The 15342-nt window shown below is 46.1% G+C and carries 15 protein-coding genes; 6 read left to right on the forward strand and 9 right to left on the reverse strand.

Going from position 1 to position 15342, the window contains the following annotated elements; all coding sequences use genetic code 11:
* Nucleotides 1-133: 133 nt before the first annotated feature.
* The 3 genes from RIC07_RS35495 to RIC07_RS35505 are packed head-to-tail and all read left to right on the forward strand — an operon-like array spanning nucleotide 134 to nucleotide 2554.
* Nucleotides 134-520, forward strand: coding sequence for a GNAT family N-acetyltransferase (locus RIC07_RS35495; RefSeq protein ID WP_446398611.1), 387 nt, complete (start codon nucleotides 134-136; stop codon nucleotides 518-520).
* Nucleotides 517-678, forward strand: coding sequence for a hypothetical protein (locus RIC07_RS35500; RefSeq protein ID WP_446398612.1), 162 nt, complete (start codon nucleotides 517-519; stop codon nucleotides 676-678). The genes RIC07_RS35495 and RIC07_RS35500 overlap by 4 nt, the downstream gene beginning before the upstream one ends.
* A gap of 16 nt (nucleotides 679-694) precedes the next feature.
* Nucleotides 695-2554 carry a protein kinase domain-containing protein gene (locus RIC07_RS35505; protein WP_446398613.1) on the forward strand — a complete coding sequence of 620 codons (1860 nt, stop codon included), beginning with the start codon at nucleotides 695-697 and terminating at the stop codon, nucleotides 2552-2554.
* A gap of 212 nt (nucleotides 2555-2766) precedes the next feature.
* Here the strand turns inward: RIC07_RS35505 and RIC07_RS35510 are convergent, their stop codons facing one another.
* The 8 genes from RIC07_RS35510 to RIC07_RS35545 all read right to left on the reverse strand — a co-directional run bounded on the left by RIC07_RS35510 (nucleotide 2767) and on the right by RIC07_RS35545 (nucleotide 11702).
* Nucleotides 2767-4161 (reverse strand): hypothetical protein, encoded by a 1395-nt coding sequence (locus RIC07_RS35510; protein ID WP_446398614.1) that lies wholly within the window; start codon nucleotides 4159-4161, stop codon nucleotides 2767-2769.
* Between the two features lie 487 nt (nucleotides 4162-4648).
* Nucleotides 4649-6142, reverse strand: coding sequence for an amidophosphoribosyltransferase (gene purF, locus RIC07_RS35515; RefSeq protein WP_446398615.1), 1494 nt, complete (start codon nucleotides 6140-6142; stop codon nucleotides 4649-4651).
* Between the two features lie 165 nt (nucleotides 6143-6307).
* Nucleotides 6308-8656: a phosphoribosylformylglycinamidine synthase subunit PurL gene (gene purL, locus RIC07_RS35520; protein ID WP_446398616.1), complete on the reverse strand. Its 2349-nt coding sequence runs from the start codon at nucleotides 8654-8656 to the stop codon at nucleotides 6308-6310.
* Nucleotides 8657-8710: 54 nt separating this feature from the next.
* Nucleotides 8711-9118 (reverse strand): hypothetical protein, encoded by a 408-nt coding sequence (locus RIC07_RS35525; RefSeq protein WP_446383802.1) that lies wholly within the window; start codon nucleotides 9116-9118, stop codon nucleotides 8711-8713.
* 3 nt (nucleotides 9119-9121) lie between these two features.
* Nucleotides 9122-9337: a hypothetical protein gene (locus RIC07_RS35530; RefSeq protein ID WP_446383800.1), complete on the reverse strand. Its 216-nt coding sequence runs from the start codon at nucleotides 9335-9337 to the stop codon at nucleotides 9122-9124.
* A gap of 260 nt (nucleotides 9338-9597) precedes the next feature.
* Nucleotides 9598-9879, reverse strand: a complete 282-nt coding sequence (locus RIC07_RS35535; protein ID WP_446398617.1) for a hypothetical protein — start codon at nucleotides 9877-9879, stop codon at nucleotides 9598-9600.
* Nucleotides 9876-11198, reverse strand: a complete 1323-nt coding sequence (locus tag RIC07_RS35540) for an AAA family ATPase (RefSeq protein ID WP_446398618.1) — start codon at nucleotides 11196-11198, stop codon at nucleotides 9876-9878. Before RIC07_RS35540 ends, RIC07_RS35535 begins: the two co-directional genes overlap by 4 nt.
* A 78-nt stretch (nucleotides 11199-11276) precedes the next feature.
* A complete protein-coding gene (locus tag RIC07_RS35545) occupies nucleotides 11277-11702 on the reverse strand; it encodes a helix-turn-helix domain-containing protein (RefSeq protein WP_446398619.1) in 426 nt (141 codons plus the stop codon).
* 306 nt (nucleotides 11703-12008) lie between these two features.
* Here RIC07_RS35545 and RIC07_RS35550 point away from each other — a divergent pair, with 306 nt between their 5' ends.
* Nucleotides 12009-12821, forward strand: coding sequence for a CheR family methyltransferase (locus tag RIC07_RS35550; RefSeq protein WP_446398620.1), 813 nt, complete (start codon nucleotides 12009-12011; stop codon nucleotides 12819-12821).
* Nucleotides 12822-12885: 64 nt separating this feature from the next.
* Here RIC07_RS35550 and RIC07_RS35555 read toward each other — a convergent pair whose 3' ends face one another.
* Complete coding sequence (locus RIC07_RS35555; protein WP_446398621.1) at nucleotides 12886-13146, reverse strand: hypothetical protein; 261 nt, start codon at nucleotides 13144-13146, stop codon at nucleotides 12886-12888.
* Nucleotides 13147-13608: 462 nt separating this feature from the next.
* Between RIC07_RS35555 and RIC07_RS35560 the strand changes: the two genes are divergently transcribed.
* On the forward strand, nucleotides 13609-14487 hold the full coding sequence (locus RIC07_RS35560) for a class I SAM-dependent methyltransferase (RefSeq protein WP_446398622.1): 879 nt from the start codon (nucleotides 13609-13611) through the stop codon (nucleotides 14485-14487).
* 13 nt (nucleotides 14488-14500) lie between these two features.
* Nucleotides 14501-15208: an HAD family hydrolase gene (locus tag RIC07_RS35565; RefSeq protein WP_446398623.1), complete on the forward strand. Its 708-nt coding sequence runs from the start codon at nucleotides 14501-14503 to the stop codon at nucleotides 15206-15208.
* Nucleotides 15209-15342: the final 134 nt, after the last annotated feature.

Genomic DNA, 15342 nt, shown 5'->3' on the forward strand with positions numbered 1-15342 from the left:
TCCTAGCAAAGTCGAGTTAATTAAGAGAAATAACGGCTTATGTGTAGCGTAAAAAATTGGATGCCTCCATTCTTCCGGCATCCCGCTATACCTCCTCGCCCTACGAGAGTTGAGGGCGAGGATTCCCGCGAATATGTTGAATGGACGAGAGGATGAGTCAACCGTGAATCTATCGGTACGAGTCTTTCCCAGAACTTTTGGATATCAAGGGGAAATGAGGTATGAGTTTAGTCAGGCAGATGACTTAGTTGGAGTGGTTTCTGTCTGTGAGGATGAAACCTCGTACTTTATCCATTTCTTAAATGTCATGCCTGGTAATCGTGGCAAAGGGTATGGGTCTAAAATCCTGAAGATGCTTTGCCAAATGTTGAATGATAAACCGATTACTCTAGAACTGGACAAGGGTAGTCCTTTTGGCATAGAAAATTTACGCGCCTGGTACAGCAGACATGGTTTTGTGTCAACGACTGAGGATTTGATGATACGCCAGCCGTCCATTAGCCGGATACAGGAAGCATGATGCAAGGGATTGGGGAGCTGGGGGAGCTGGAGAAGCCGGGGGAGCTGGGGAAGCTGAGGGAGCTGGGGAAGCCGGGGGAGCTGGGGAAGCTGAGGAAGCTGGGGAAGCTGAGGAAGCTGGGGAGGCTGAATGCAAGCCACAATAGGATAAATTCCTGACTCTAAAAATTCGCGAATGAGTTACTGCCTTAACCTAACTTGTCCCAAACCCGACAACCCTGATCATGCTAGATTTTGCTCCACTTGTGGGTCAAAATTACTTTTAGGCGATCGCTATCGGGCGATGGAGTTGATTAGTCAGGGGGGTATTGGTCGTACCTTTCGAGCAATTGACGAATCTGAGTCGGGATTATCCACTTGTATTATCAAGCAGTTTTCACCTACCAATCAAGGTACAACCAATATCGAGAAAGCGGCAGCATCCTTTCGTCAAGAAGCCACCCGATTACAAACTCTAGGCGAACATCCCCAAATTCCCCGACTGCTGGCTTATTTTGAACCCAATCCGCAAAGGGGAACGACGGGTGCGATCGTGCAACGTTTAGTGGAGGGAGAGAGTTTAGCTCAACAATTAGCGAAAGAAGGGGCATTTAATGAAACCCAGATTCGCCATATCTTGGCACAACTGTTGCCTGTATTACAGTATATTCATGCTCATCAGGTTATTCACCGCGATATTAATCCAGCCAATATTATTTGTTCTGCCAGTACAGGAATCGAGACAGAAGCCGATCAACTTGTTCTCGTTGATTTTAGTGCCGCAAAATTGACCACGAAAACAGCATTAGCCCGAACCGGAACGGTTATTGGTTCTGCGGCTTATGCCGCCCCGGAACAACTGATGGGCAAAGCGGTGGCGAGTAGTGATTTGTATAGTTTAGGGGTAACTTGTATTCATTTATTGACTAGCATTCATCCCTTTGACTTATTTAACAGTTTAGAAGGAATGTGGGTGTGGCAAGACTACCTAGTTGAACCGATTAGCGATCGCCTCACGCAAACCTTGAATAAAATGCTGGAGGGGGCGGTAAAACTACGCTATCAGTCAGCCGCCCAGATTCTCCAGGATTTGCATCTCACCCAGACGTTAGCCCAATCATTGTCAGTTGCTTCCCCAAATCCATCGGTTAAACCAAACACGCTAACACCGACGTGGCAATGTATACGGACGTTGCGGGGTCATTCGAGTTCGATTCATGCGATCGCCTTTCATCCAGACGGACAGATTCTGGCGAGTGGGGGTGCGGATCGTAGCGTCAAACTCTGGCATCTGGAGAGTGGTATACCCAGTTGTACATTTTCTGGGCATTCTAGTTTAATTGATACCATTGCTTTTAGTCCAGATGGACAGTTTTTAGTCAGTGGGAGTTGGGATCACACGATTAAACTTTGGGAATTAACGACCCAAAGATTAAAGCATACCCTGAAGCAACATTCAGGTTGGATTAAGTCAGTTGCGTTTAGTCCAGATGGACAGCTTCTCGCCAGTGGCAGTGCTGATAAAACAATTAACATTTGGAATTTAAACCTACAAGATATACAGAAAACTCTTGATGGTCATTCCAGCATGATTCATACGATTGCCATTAGTCCAGATGGACAGATTCTGGCAAGTGGTAGTGCAGATCGCACGGTCAAATTGTGGAATTTAGCCACAGGTGAAATTCAACTAACCCTACATGGTCATACCGATGCCGTCAATTCACTTGCCTTTAGTCCTAGTGGTCAACTTTTAATCAGTGGTAGTGCGGATGCGACGATTCAAGTCTGGAACTTAAAGACAGGTGATATTTTATTGACGCTGACTGAACATACAGATGCGGTTCATTCTGTTGCCATCAGCGCCAAAGGTCGCCTATTAATCAGTGGTGGTGCTGATGGAACGGTTAGACTTTGGCATCCGGGTCGTGGAAAAGTGATCCAGACCTTATCGGATCATTCCGCTGGTGTTATGTCTGTGGCAATTAGTCCAGATAGTTCAACCTTGGCGAGTGCGGCTCAAGATAAAACGATTAAACTTTGGCAATTTATTTAAGTAGGGAACAGGGAACACCTCGACTTACCTCGACTTACTTCGGCTTCGCTCAGTAACACGCTCGGTAACACGCTCGGTGTGTCACAGGGAATAGGGAATAGCTAATTGGGGCTTGCTGCATTAAGCTTAAAGGTATACCATTCAATGGTTTAAAGCCAAAATCTCACCTCTTCCATCCGTCGCGCCATGGTGATGATGTTATTCACATGCCCTTATTCCTGCATCCCAGAATACAAAAGTCGGGCAAATAAACGAGCGCCATCATCATGCTTTAACTCATCATAAGTGGGAGGACGACCGTGACTAATATCCCGTAGATCCTGAAGAAGTTCCGGATGGAATTGACAGGTAAATGAACGGCGGATCAATTTGCTCTCAAAATCCTTGTAGTTAATACAGGTTGCTGAACATTCTGTCACCACTTCTGTCTCGTCAGCCGTTGAGCAAAGAATTTCCACCGCAAAGGGAAGCTGCATTAACCAGGACAAAGGACTCCCGGCTAAAATATACCGATGGGAGATAATCGCATCATGAAGTAGTCGATATGCCCAGTTTGCAAAGAGAATCGCTTCCTCATTCACTTCATCGGAGTGGAACATGGAAATATTTAATTCATGTTCATATTCAATCGACGTATCGATCACCCCTTCAAATTCATCAGCCGTCACCTCATGGGCGATAATTACATCTTCGGGAATGTTAGACGTGTCGCTATCCGGAGATTCATAATGCAACAATTGACGATAGCCCACTTCTTTCTTTTCATTGGGACCAACGGCAAATTCGGGATCATCCCAGTTTTTGGCAATCAGGTGTCCATTTTTCTTTTTAACCTGTAGATTACTCCCCACCTGTTGAATATGCTGGCAGACTTTTTTCAAAGACTTTAGCGCTTTACCCTTGCGATCGCGTGCCAGATGGTCTAAGCTGAATACCTCATTGACTGCTCGTTTAATTAACCGAATGTGAGATTGTGCCGCCAATTGATGTCCCAAGCAAATAAATAAAGCGGGCGCACTTGTCGGCGATCGCGAAAGCAGTAGTTTATCGGTGAATGTATGCAGATCCTCTAGGGAACATTTGGCATCGTTAAAGGTGCTAGCATCGCGTACTGACGGATCACCACCTTCTACCACCACCGCTAATCCTGACGTTATGATCGGCACAACTAACTCTGGATCAAGTACACCCGACGACCAAAACGGGAACAGTAGTGAATCACAATCGGCAAGTTTTTGTGCTAAATACGCCACATTCAGCGACGCCCGCACCTCTTCACCAATGTGATTGCACCCGACGTGTTCCCAGGGTTCGATCACCGCGATCGCATTGCGAAATAAGTTCGGGTGCTTCATCAGGAAGTCTAAATCCTCCTGAGAATTAATCACCTTTTCCAACGGCAATCCTTTACCCCATTCAAAACCTTCGTTTTCCGTCGTCATGGATACGTCAGGCAAGGGATCTTCAGAATGGCGATCTGCTAAAAAACGACCCAATAAAATGTGAACTGATTCAAAATCAGATCCCCCTTCACACAAGTAACCCGGTCTAAGTCTCCAATCGTTGGTTGTTAATGTTTGAGGCTTAACAGATGATGAGTTTGACATCTATATTTGACTCCTTAACACGTTTTTTTATCGAGTAGTCCACTCATCAATGAGTGACCCTGGTACTTGGCTATAGATAGCGTTTTCAAATGAGATGCAAGAACCCCTAAACACAATTCAACAAGGAGGCTTTCAAACCTTTTGTGTTTACAAATGATTTGTAAACGCTGTATGCTTTGGTAAGTTGATTGTCTAGCGGTAAACTTGTAAAGTTGCAATCAATATTTGCTGTTTTTAGCATATTCGTTATTGAAAGTCAATTCCCACCCTTGACCTTCAAAGGACTGAAAAAACGGTAGTATTTACTACAAAAAAATTTCTAAAAGTAAGGCAGTAGGCAATGGGCAATAGGCAATAGGGAACAGACTTTTATGGTAGGGTCTGCTGAATAAGCCCTATGGTAGCTTGAAGCGCCCAAAAACAGTAGGGGCGCACCGACGTGCGCCCGATTTATAGCAAAAGCCAAGGAATGTTCTTCGTGAGTTGCTTAAACCTTCGCTTCTTCCAGCATCAACTTAGACCGTTTTAGTCGTTCGGGAACTGGAATCGGATAATCTCCAGTAAAACACGCCGAACAGAACGTATTCGCATTATCTTGAGTCGCCAGCATCATACCGTCCCAACTCACATACGCCAGAGAATCCACGCCAATTTGTTCAGCAATTTCCTCAACCGACTTGGTTGCAGCAATAAGCTGGTCTTGAGAATCGGTATCAATTCCATAGAAACAGGGATGAGTCACAGGTGGTGCAGACACCCGCATGTGAACCTCAGTCGCCCCTGCATCCCGTAACGCTTTGACAATCTTCCGACTCGTGGTTCCCCGAACAATCGAATCGTCCACAATAATCACTCGCTTACCCATGAGAACATCTTTCAGCGGATTCAGTTTCATCCGAATCCCCGACTCTCGCATACTCTGCGTCGGTTGGATAAACGTGCGCCCCACATAGCGATTTTTAATCAACCCTTCCGCGTAGGGAATTCCCGACTCTTGGGAAAAGCCGATCGCGGCGGGAACACCGGAATCCGGTACCGCAATTACAATATCGGCGTCAGTCGCCGCTTCTTTTGCCAATTGACGCCCCAACCGTAGCCGATAGCTGTAGATGCTTTCATCCTGCATCACGCTATCCGGGCGAGCAAAATAAATCATTTCAAAAATACACAGCTTGCGTTGGGGTTTTTGACTCCAGTGGAATGACGCCATCCCGGCTTCGGTAATCCAAACCAATTCTCCGGGTTCGACATCCCGTAGGTATTCTGCGCCAATAATATCTAACCCACAGGTTTCTGAGGCGAGGACATAACGCATCGGATTTGTGCCTAAGGTGCCAATCACCAAGGGACGAACGCCATGGGGGTCACGCACTCCCATCACCCCTTCCGGTGTACCAATTACTAAACTATAGGCACCTTCACAGAGGTTAAACGCACTAATCGCCGCCTCTAACCAATCCTTCCCTTGATCCACTTCCGCACCGATCGCGATCGCAATCATCTCAGAATCTGTCGTGGTCAAAAATTCATTATAGTTGCGGTTCTCTAAATGGGTTCGCAACTCTGAAGCATTGACTAAATTTCCATTATGTGCTAAAGCCAAAGACCCTAAGCGGGTATTCACAACAGCAGGCTGGGCATTGACAACCCGACTTGACCCCGTTGTCGAGTAACGGGTATGACCCACTGCGATTGTTCCGGGCATTTGGTTCAAAATATCTTCGTTAAAGACTTGGGAGACAAGTCCCATATTCTTATAGAGACGCACCTGTTCTCCCTCAAAGGTGGCAATCCCCGCTGATTCTTGACCCCGATGTTGCAGGGCAAACAAACCAAAATAAGTTAGCTTGGCGACATCTTCGTCTGGTGCATAGATACCAAAAACCCCGCAAGCTTCTTCAGGTTTGTCGGGGCGTTGGCTGATAATCTGATCAGATTCAGCAGGATTGGGGGTAGAGGAGTGGGGTGGCTGGAGAATCATGGGTATTAGCTTACTCCTGATAGTGGCAGTCAGTTCGACTTGTATTAACGCAAATCAATCGGGAATCGTTAATTAAACTTAACGATTCCTTAACGATACCATTAATTTGTAAGTCATGGATCATGCGTCATTAGTCCTTCATTAGCCGTGACTGCCTCAACACGGCTACAAGCGACGTTCTAGGGCGTTAAAGAAGCGATCGCTCATATCTGCGATCGTAGCGTTGATTAAGGGAGGATGATCGTTGATTAAAATTTTTAATCCTTCCGATAGAGATTTAACCCTCCCCAACCGTTGCCAACCCTGGGCAGATTCCCCTAAAGACTCCATCAAGTAAGCCTCCCAATCCTCCTGGGCTTCCGGCTTCACTGACACCAGAATCCGACTGGCGCTTTCAGCAAATAAAATCTCATCCCAACGCCGTTCCACAGACGCCTCCGTCAATCCCAATTCAATCTCAGCCCCCAATCCGCCAGAAATACAACATTCCGCCAGCGCCACGGCTAATCCGCCCTCGGCACAATCATGGGCTGAATTCAGGAAACTGCGTCGAATTCCCTCACGACAAGCCGCTTGTACCCGACGTTCTAACTCAAAATCCACGATGGGGGGTTTTCCCGCTACCACCCCATGAATCGCGGCTAAATATTCCGAACCGCCTAAGGTGAGATGAGGTGTGGTTACAGTTAGCGATAATCCCAATAAGTAAATTAAATCGCCTTCACTCTGCCATCCTTGAGAACAAATCTGACTTAAATCCGGAATCGCCCCCACCATCCCAATCACCGGGGTAGGATAAATCGGTTGGGGATTTCCCTGACTATCCAACGTTTCGTTATACAGGGAGACATTTCCCCCCGTCACAGGCGTCGCCAACTCTGCACAAGCCTCCGCGATACCCTGACAAGCCGATGCCAGTTGCCAGTATCCTATCGGCTTTTCCGGTGACCCAAAATTCAGATTATCGGTGACGGCGACAGGTTCTGCACCCACACAGCTTAAATTGCGGGCGGCTTCGGCTACGACTGCTTTTGCACCTTCATAAGGGTCAAGATAGACATAGCGAGAATTACAATCCACCGTAGCTGCGACACCCGATTGGGCATTTCTGCCTGATTCCAGGGGACGTAAGCGGATGATTGCTGCATCTGCACCACCGGGAAGCATCACAGTATTATTTTGCACCTGATGGTCATACTGGCGATAAACCCAGCGTTTTGAAGCAATGGTTGGTGTATCCAGGAGTTGCAGGAGAATATCCGTCCAGGATTTAGCCTCACCTGACAGTTCGATTCCGGTACGAGTACAACTCGGTAATGACTCAACTGTCCATTGCCACGCTTTTTTTGCATACTCTGGCGCTTCAGTCAACACATCCCGATCATAAATTGGCGTATTATCCGATAACGCCGTGGCTGGGATTTCCGCCGCCACTCCCCCTTGGAACAAAATCCGCACAATTGGTTCTTCAATCACCGTACCCGCGACAACCGCCTGCAGTTCCCAACGGTGGAAAATATCAATTAACTCCTGTTCTCGTCCCTTGTGCGCCACAAACAGCATCCGTTCCTGGGATTCCGAGAGTAAATATTCATAGGGAACCATCCCCGTTTCGCGGACAGGGATTAAATCTAAATCTAATTCAATCCCCACACCCCCTTTAGCTGCCATTTCCGAGGTGGAACAAGTAATCCCCGCCGCCCCCATATCCTGTGCCGCGACAACCGCCCCAGTTTTAAAGGCTTCTAGACAGGCTTCAATTAAGCATTTTTCCAAGAAGGGGTCTCCCACTTGCACCGCTGGGCGGTCATCCATAGATTTATCGGTGAGTTCTGCACTCGCAAAACTGGCACCGCCCATACCATCGCGCCCGGTAGTGGAACCCACATACAGCACCGGATTGCCAATTCCTGACGCCCCAGATTTAACAATTTCTGGGGTTTCCATCAATCCCAGCGCCATCACATTTACTAGGGGGTTTCCGGTATAAGCGGGGTCAAAGTACACTTCACCGCCAACCGTGGGGACACCAACGGAGTTACCATACCCCGAAATACCCGCCACAACCCCAGAAAATAAGCGCCGGGTGCGGGGATTATCCAGGGAACCGAAGCGCAGGGAATTCAAAACCGCAATGGGACGCGCCCCCATGGTAAAGATATCCCGCAGAATGCCGCCAACACCTGTGGCGGCACCTTGATAGGGTTCCACAGCCGAGGGATGGTTATGGGATTCAATTTTAAACGCGAGTTGGAGTCCGTCGCCCAAGTTGACCACGCCAGCATTTTCCCCCGGACCCACAAGGATACGTTTCCCGGTGGTGGGGAATTGCTTGAGGAGAGGGCGGGAGTTCTTATAGCAACAATGTTCTGACCACATAACGCCGAACATCCCCAGTTCAGCTTTATTGGGATGACGCCCTAGGCGTTTAACAATTTCCGCGTATTCGTCCGGTTTGAGTCCTTCAGCGGCGATTTCTTCGGGGGAAAAGGGGGCAGAGGATAGAGTAGACATGGAACCCTTGTACAAATGGCACAGGGATAATTGTATCGATTAATGGGCGTCTGGCTAAGGAGATTTCGGCTTGACTTCAAATTCCAATTTAGAACGGTAGAAGCAAACATCGAATTCCAGAAAAAAGTTGGTCTGACCCAAAATCAATGGTGTGTTTGGACGCTGCACCCATGCAAACAGCAATTCGGTTGGCGGACAGTCTGCGATTTGGGCGATCGCAGAAAACGGCATCGCTGGCTGATTGCTGAGATTACCCGCTAACTGAATAATAGCTTTGCGATCATCCCAAATTTCCCCTAATTGAAGACCGAGTTCAAAAGGCAAGACATTAACTGTAGCACCGCTATCCACTAGCCCAATTGCTTCAACTGTTTGGTCTTCTCGATGTAGCAGTAGCGGAAGTCTGGGCAGGCTGTCAAACTCATTTTGAGTTGGGCTAGTGGTTGAATATTTAAACCGCATATATCACTGCTGACTTGCATCTGAGCGTTTGAAGGCTTCCATTAAAACTGCGCCTGCCCCAAAGCAATTGTATGGGGTTGGCAAGTCATAAATTTTAAAGGGTTCCAACGGTGAAATATCCTCAGCCGTCTCCAAATCCTCAGCCAAAATTCGGATCAGTTTAAGCTTTTCCGTTGGGGTGAGTCGTCGTGCAGCAGGAATTACCTCAGCTAGTGACATAATTACACGTTCCCAAATTGATTGTAAGAGTTTACACCAACAGCTTACTCGATGCCAGCCTGATCAAGTTCAGCATCAGCAACTTAATTTGGCTTATGTGCGTTATAATCTGCCACTTTACGCGGCAGAAACGCAACCACCGAAATACTCTTGATTTTAATCGCGATCGCGTCTACGTCAATACCAGTACAAGATAGTTTTAAGTCAGAGACTGTAGGGGCGGGTTTTACTGCTATCCTTTTTTGTTGACCCAGATGTGACTAAACCCGCCCCGATAAACGTGGCTTGGCAAGGAGATAGTTAACACGGATGGATTCACAGCGCCCCACCTGGGCGAAGAATTGGCTGAAACTGGTCATTGAAACAGGACTGGCAAGTCCGATATGTTCTACAGCCAAAGAAACGCCAAGCGGTGTTTCACAAAATGAACAATATTCTCCTATTCTCGTAATTAAATCGCCCCGTGCATCTTGATACTTATGAAATAGTTTAGGGATGCCTGTCGCATCAGTAGGACAGGAACCTCGGTCAATCGGTCTCATTGCTTATCCCTACCTAGTCCAGCCGCTTCTCGTTCCATTTTCAGAAAAGCGTGATAAGCAGGATCATCACTATAGGGCATTGTCAACTCATCTAATTTAGTTTTTAGTTCTTCGATGCGTTCTGGAGGAGCATCTTTAGCGTCTTGCAGTACCCGATAATACTCTTGGGCGGCTTCCATCATCTTCTGATAACGCTCACTTCTTTGGGGAATTTCTACCCCCATCACATATTCTGTGATATCTTCAATGCTTTTATTTTCATATTCTTCAATTCCTGCTGGTTTATCTAGATTAATTAGTTCTCCTTCACGTAGAGATTGGATGATAAAAGGTGAATGTGTTGTTGCTACAAATTGAATCTTAGGAAACGTTTTCTTTAAGTCATCAACAACCCGGCGCTGCCACTTGGGATGCAGATGCAGATCGATTTCGTCTATTAATACAATACCAGAAGTTTGTTGAGCAGCGTCACGTCCTAGTTGAGGATTTAATACTGCGGCGCGATAGGCGATATCGGCAACCATCCCAAATATATTCCGAAACCCATCACTCAACATCCGAAATGGTAGTATACGTCCATCATTGAATGTTGTGATCAATTCATCCTCAAGAATGTCATACCTAACACTCTGACAGTCTTCTAAACAATTAGCAATTGCCGTTTTAACAGCATCAAGTACCAGAATCGATTCTCCCCGCTGAAGCGCTGCAATTTCCATCGTTTTCAACCACCTCATCAGCACATTTGGGTTTGAGGTTGGATCTAAACAATTGACATATCCCAGCATCCGCGATCCAGGTTTAATAGTTTCAACAGATTCTTCCTTGTTTTGTAGCCAAAGGCGACCTGTTCCATAATAAGCAATCAGGAGTAATAATATGTCCTCTCCTCTACGGACTTTTTCCTGAATCTGTTCTGAGATATTGACTATATTAGGAGATACGGTTTGTTCTAACTGCTCATTATTCTCACCGCTATCGACCCTATCAACGAGCTGTGACTTCCGTTCCCAAGCAATTTCCGCTCCATCAACCACAGCCGTACAATCAAATACAACAGGATATTGGGGTTCAATAGTTGGTGTTTGTCCTTTTTTATATCTCACTTGACGTACATCGTCATCGCTGAACTTACGTTCGAGATCTTTAAAGTTATCAAACTTACAAAATAGGCAACTTATACTTATTGCTATGGCATCAAGAATAGCAGTTTTACCTGTACCATTATCTCCTACCAGTACAGTAAAGCGTTCTGAAAAATCCAATATAGTATGTTCAAAGTTTCGGAAGTTTATCAGTTCAAGGCGGTGAATTCTCATGTCTTTCTCCTGCAACGTGAGTTAATGACTGGACTCCAGGGAGACTCAGTTCGTCATTTTCCTAGATATTATGCAGTATCAGTTGTCCCACGAACCACGTTCCTCCTGGAGATATTGGTCAGCTTCTTCCGCTGTTTTAAATAGTCTTTGACCAGGCAATGAATCTAGCAAGTCTATAGAGGTTTGAGGATGTTTTTCTGTGCTTAGTCCCCGACGTAGCTCTGACGGTGACACCCCTTGATGTTTGTTCTTACTCGGCTGATGAGTCGAGTCAGACGTTTCTACTGTTTCCGAGTCGGGTTCCCACAACATTAAGTCTCCGGGTTGACAGTTAAGAGCAGCACAGAGCTTTTCTAGGGTTGCCCGTTCTAATCGTTCTGGCATCTCCTGAGAATTCTTTAACTTAGAGATAGTGACAGGATGCATTCCCGTTGCTTCCGTCAAGTCCTTATTTTTCAGGTATCGCTCAGCCATCAGCACATTCAATCGCCATTTAACAGACATAGTTCTTCTTCAATGAGATAGGGTTATAGGTATCAATCTGGCTTTTCGTGAGCCAGTCTCGTCGTCAATGCCTCTAAGGTGCCACAACTCTACTGAGGATATTATCTAGTATTTTAGCCTCAGAGTTCACATAATTAGCCGCTGCGTTTAATGCTGGAGTTAGTCGTAGATACTAATATTATCGTTCCCCCTGTTCCAAGACGTGCCATGGCACGTCTCTACATTGCTCCCCTTCCCCTACGGTTACTCTGTTGGGTTTTACTCCGTTCAACCCAACCTACAAAGGTGACATTCTAGATAACAGCGATGAAAGATACTAAATGCGTTCACTTCTTGCAGTGGGCTTTACCTCAATTAAATCTACGTTGGGCGGGGTTTCGTAAGGTGCGAAAGCAAGCCTGTAAACGTATCCAACGGCGTATTCTTGAACTTGGACTATCTGATAGTGACGCCTATCAATCTTACCTAAATACTCATCCGGAAGAATGGACAGTATTGGATGGCTATTGTCGAATTACGATTTCCCGATTTTATCGCGATAAACAAATTTTCCAGCATTTACATCAAGAACTATTTCCCCAACTCATCCAGCTTGCCCAAGAACGAGGTGATACAGAATTTACCTGCTGGAGTGCTGGCTGTGCATCGGGAGAAGAAGCGTATACCCTTTCCATTCTCTGGCATTTAGCTAAATTTGCTCAAACTTATAACCTGTCACTGCGAATTGTTGCAACTGACGCCAATGACTATCTCTTGAAGAGGGCGAGAACGGGTTGTTATCAAGGGGGAAGTTTAAAAGAACTTCCGTCTGACTGGTTGGCACAGGCTTTGACTAAATCTGATGAATTTTATTGTATTCGTCCTGAGTTTCGTGAGGAAATTGAGTTTAAACAACAGGATATTCGTGTCACTATGCCTTCGGAGTCATTTCATTTAATACTGTGTCGGAATCTAGTATTAACGTATTTCGATGCAGACTTACAACAAAAGGTGTTATCGCAAATAGTCAAGCGATTGATTCCTGGAGGAGTATTGGTTGTTGGTAGCCATGAAGCTTTACCATCAAATTTTCGGCAGATGCAAGCTGTTCAGTTAGGACTTTATCGAAAAGAAGGATGATTTTAGTTAGGATTGACGATTGATAGTTGACGGTTGACGGGTCACTGGTATTTCGCAAAAGTCTTTAACAAACACAAGCGCTAGCTTTTAAAGGCTGGTGAGAGGCTAATGAACGAGGAATTAAGCCAGCAAAGGATAATTCACCTTGTTCTTTAATCTGAGAAGTTTGAGGATTGTTTTTGGAAAGAATAAATTCGAGGATTGACTGTGCTTGTTGGGGATCATGCAGGTAATAAATCGCCTGAGATTTAGGCGAGAGCCAAATTTGCAGCTTCCAGGGCTTAGATGCAGACACGGAATTGGGTTCGAGGGAAAAGGTAATCATGATCGGCTGGCGTCCTGATTTCGAGGAATTACAAAGATGGAGAACCTAAAGGTTGAGAGAGAAATGCTTTCTTGATTCCCACTTATAACTGTACCGAATTTTTCCACTCTTTATAGAGAGTTAAATCATCCGGAGTTTTGATTTTAATCCGCCCTAGGGGTGAGCCGCATAATATAAATTTGATGAAATCGATCAACTTAATAAAGTGATTGCAGTCACAAGTATGGTGGCGGCAAATCATTCTTTTCCCGGAGAAAAACTGCTGATCTGCCATTATTAGTTAGGCATCATTAGTCATACTCGCTCTTTCTCAAGTGGGGATGTTTACATTCATAAAATGTAGTTTTTGTCAAGACTCAGTAATGAATGGCTGGTCTAAGACATACCCGAATCCGGATGTTCTGCTCAGAAGTACCAAAATTATTACAATAAATTAAGCAAGTAGGATTAGAGCTTAAACTTATGGTGAATCGCAAAGACACGCTTTGGGAGCAATTCTTACAACCCATTGTTGGCGTATTCATCGACGGGGAGCAATTGCGCCAGCTTTATGAGAGCATTGACTGGGAACGAGAGAGCGATCGCGTCTCAACGCCTGACTTAGTTTACCCTGATTACTACAAGAGTCAGAACTTCCATGGTATTGAAGGGGGTTACTTGAATGGTGGTGCGGCAACCAGCTATGATCCGATTACCCAATACGCTTTACCTCCCAACGAAACCTGGGTACGCCAGGAGTTAATCGATCGCATCCAGGGAACACCGCGACGGATTCTGGATTTAGGCTGCGGTACGGGTTCAACAACTCTACTGTTAAAACAGGCGTTTCCTGAAGCTAAGGTAATCGGTTTGGATTTATCCCCTTATATGTTAGTCATGGCAGAGCGCAAAGCGAAAGCCGCCGGGGTAGACATTCAATGGCGTCATGGCAAAGCTGAAGAGACGGGTTTACCAGATGCGTCTTTTGACCTGGTAACCGCTTCCTTATTATTCCACGAAACCCCCCCAGCCGTGGCGAAGTCGATTTTGCGTGAAAGTTTCCGACTCCTCAAGGGAGGCGGACAAGTTCTGATCTTAGATGGCAATCAGCGAACCTTGCGTCAAGTAAACTGGTTAACGGAGGTGTTTGAAGAACCCTATATCAAAGCTTACGCCACCGATAGCGTAGACGCCTGGATGGGTTCGGCTGGGTTTGAAGCGGTGCAGACTCAAGACGTGTGGTGGCTCAATCAAGTTACCCAGGGAATGAAACCTCTCCCGGTAGACGAACAAGTGTACCAACGGACTCAACGCCGTACAATTGACGACTTCGGTTCTGAAGGTATTCCAGCTCCAGCATAGTAACGAATGTGGTATGAGTTTAAAGGCAGTTCTGTTTGATTTCAACGGTGTAATTATCAACGATGAGTCGATTCATCAGCAACTCATCGAAGACATTCTGCTGGGCGAAAATCTGCGTCCCTCGGCGTCGGATTACTGGGAGGATTGTTTGGGGCGTAGCGATCGCGCTTGCTTAAAAGTATTATTGGAGAAACGAGGTCGGGTGATGAGTGATGATGACTTAACCCGTTTAATCTCCCGAAAAGCCGACGCCTACCGCCGTCAACTGGAAACTCTATCTAAATTACCGATATATCCGGGAGTCGAAGATTTAATTTACAAAGTCCGCGTGGCTCAATTACCCATGGGGGTGGTGAGTGGGGCGTTGCGAAAGGAAGTTGAGTTAGTCTTGGATCGGGCTAACCTATTGCAATATTTTCCGGTTATTGTGGCAGGTGATGACATCAAAGTGAGTAAACCGGAACCGGATGGCTATCTGTTAGCGGTGGAACACCTCAATCAGCAGTTTCCAGAACTCAATGCCAAATCATCGGATTGTCTTGCCATAGAAGACACCCCGGCGGGTATTGAAGCCGCCAAACGCGCCGGGATGCAAGTCGTCGGCGTTGCTAATACCTATCCCTTTCACATGCTTCAGCGTCAAGCCGACTGGACGGTTGATTATCTGCATCAGCTTGAACTTGAGCGCGTGCAGGAAGTTTATGCTCAGGTTGTGGGTTAACTAACAGTCGGTAAATATCTAGACAATTAGTGACATAACTAGACATTTTCTATGATATAATCAGGCAATGTCTAGTTTACCCCCCAACAAGCAGCTACTCGACTTTGTGTGACGGTCTTGCAGGTTGCACCGAT

It is taken from the genome of Coleofasciculus sp. E1-EBD-02 (assembly GCF_040218245.1).
Taxonomy (GTDB): Bacteria; Cyanobacteriota; Cyanobacteriia; order Cyanobacteriales; family Coleofasciculaceae; genus Coleofasciculus.

Bases quoted from the DNA above. Each gene is read 5' to 3' on its own strand.
- RIC07_RS35500 (WP_446398612.1), top strand. From the start codon at position 517: ATGATGCAAGGGATTGGGGAGCTGGGGGAGCTGGAGAAGCCGGGGGAG.
- RIC07_RS35495 (WP_446398611.1), top strand. From the start codon at position 134: ATGTTGAATGGACGAGAGGATGAGTCAACCGTGAATCTATCGGTACGA.
- RIC07_RS35545 (WP_446398619.1), bottom strand. From the start codon at position 11,702: ATGTCTGTTAAATGGCGATTGAATGTGCTGATGGCTGAGCGATACCTG.
- purF (WP_446398615.1), bottom strand. From the start codon at position 6,142: ATGATTCTCCAGCCACCCCACTCCTCTACCCCCAATCCTGCTGAATCT.
- RIC07_RS35530 (WP_446383800.1), bottom strand. From the start codon at position 9,337: ATGTCACTAGCTGAGGTAATTCCTGCTGCACGACGACTCACCCCAACG.
- RIC07_RS35560 (WP_446398622.1), top strand. From the start codon at position 13,609: ATGGTGAATCGCAAAGACACGCTTTGGGAGCAATTCTTACAACCCATT.
- RIC07_RS35535 (WP_446398617.1), bottom strand. From the start codon at position 9,879: ATGAGACCGATTGACCGAGGTTCCTGTCCTACTGATGCGACAGGCATC.
- RIC07_RS35525 (WP_446383802.1), bottom strand. From the start codon at position 9,118: ATGCGGTTTAAATATTCAACCACTAGCCCAACTCAAAATGAGTTTGAC.
- RIC07_RS35565 (WP_446398623.1), top strand. From the start codon at position 14,501: ATGAGTTTAAAGGCAGTTCTGTTTGATTTCAACGGTGTAATTATCAAC.
- RIC07_RS35555 (WP_446398621.1), bottom strand. From the start codon at position 13,146: ATGATTACCTTTTCCCTCGAACCCAATTCCGTGTCTGCATCTAAGCCC.
- RIC07_RS35540 (WP_446398618.1), bottom strand. From the start codon at position 11,198: ATGAGAATTCACCGCCTTGAACTGATAAACTTCCGAAACTTTGAACAT.
- RIC07_RS35510 (WP_446398614.1), bottom strand. From the start codon at position 4,161: ATGTCAAACTCATCATCTGTTAAGCCTCAAACATTAACAACCAACGAT.
- purL (WP_446398616.1), bottom strand. From the start codon at position 8,656: ATGTCTACTCTATCCTCTGCCCCCTTTTCCCCCGAAGAAATCGCCGCT.
- RIC07_RS35550 (WP_446398620.1), top strand. From the start codon at position 12,009: ATGAAAGATACTAAATGCGTTCACTTCTTGCAGTGGGCTTTACCTCAA.
- RIC07_RS35505 (WP_446398613.1), top strand. From the start codon at position 695: ATGAGTTACTGCCTTAACCTAACTTGTCCCAAACCCGACAACCCTGAT.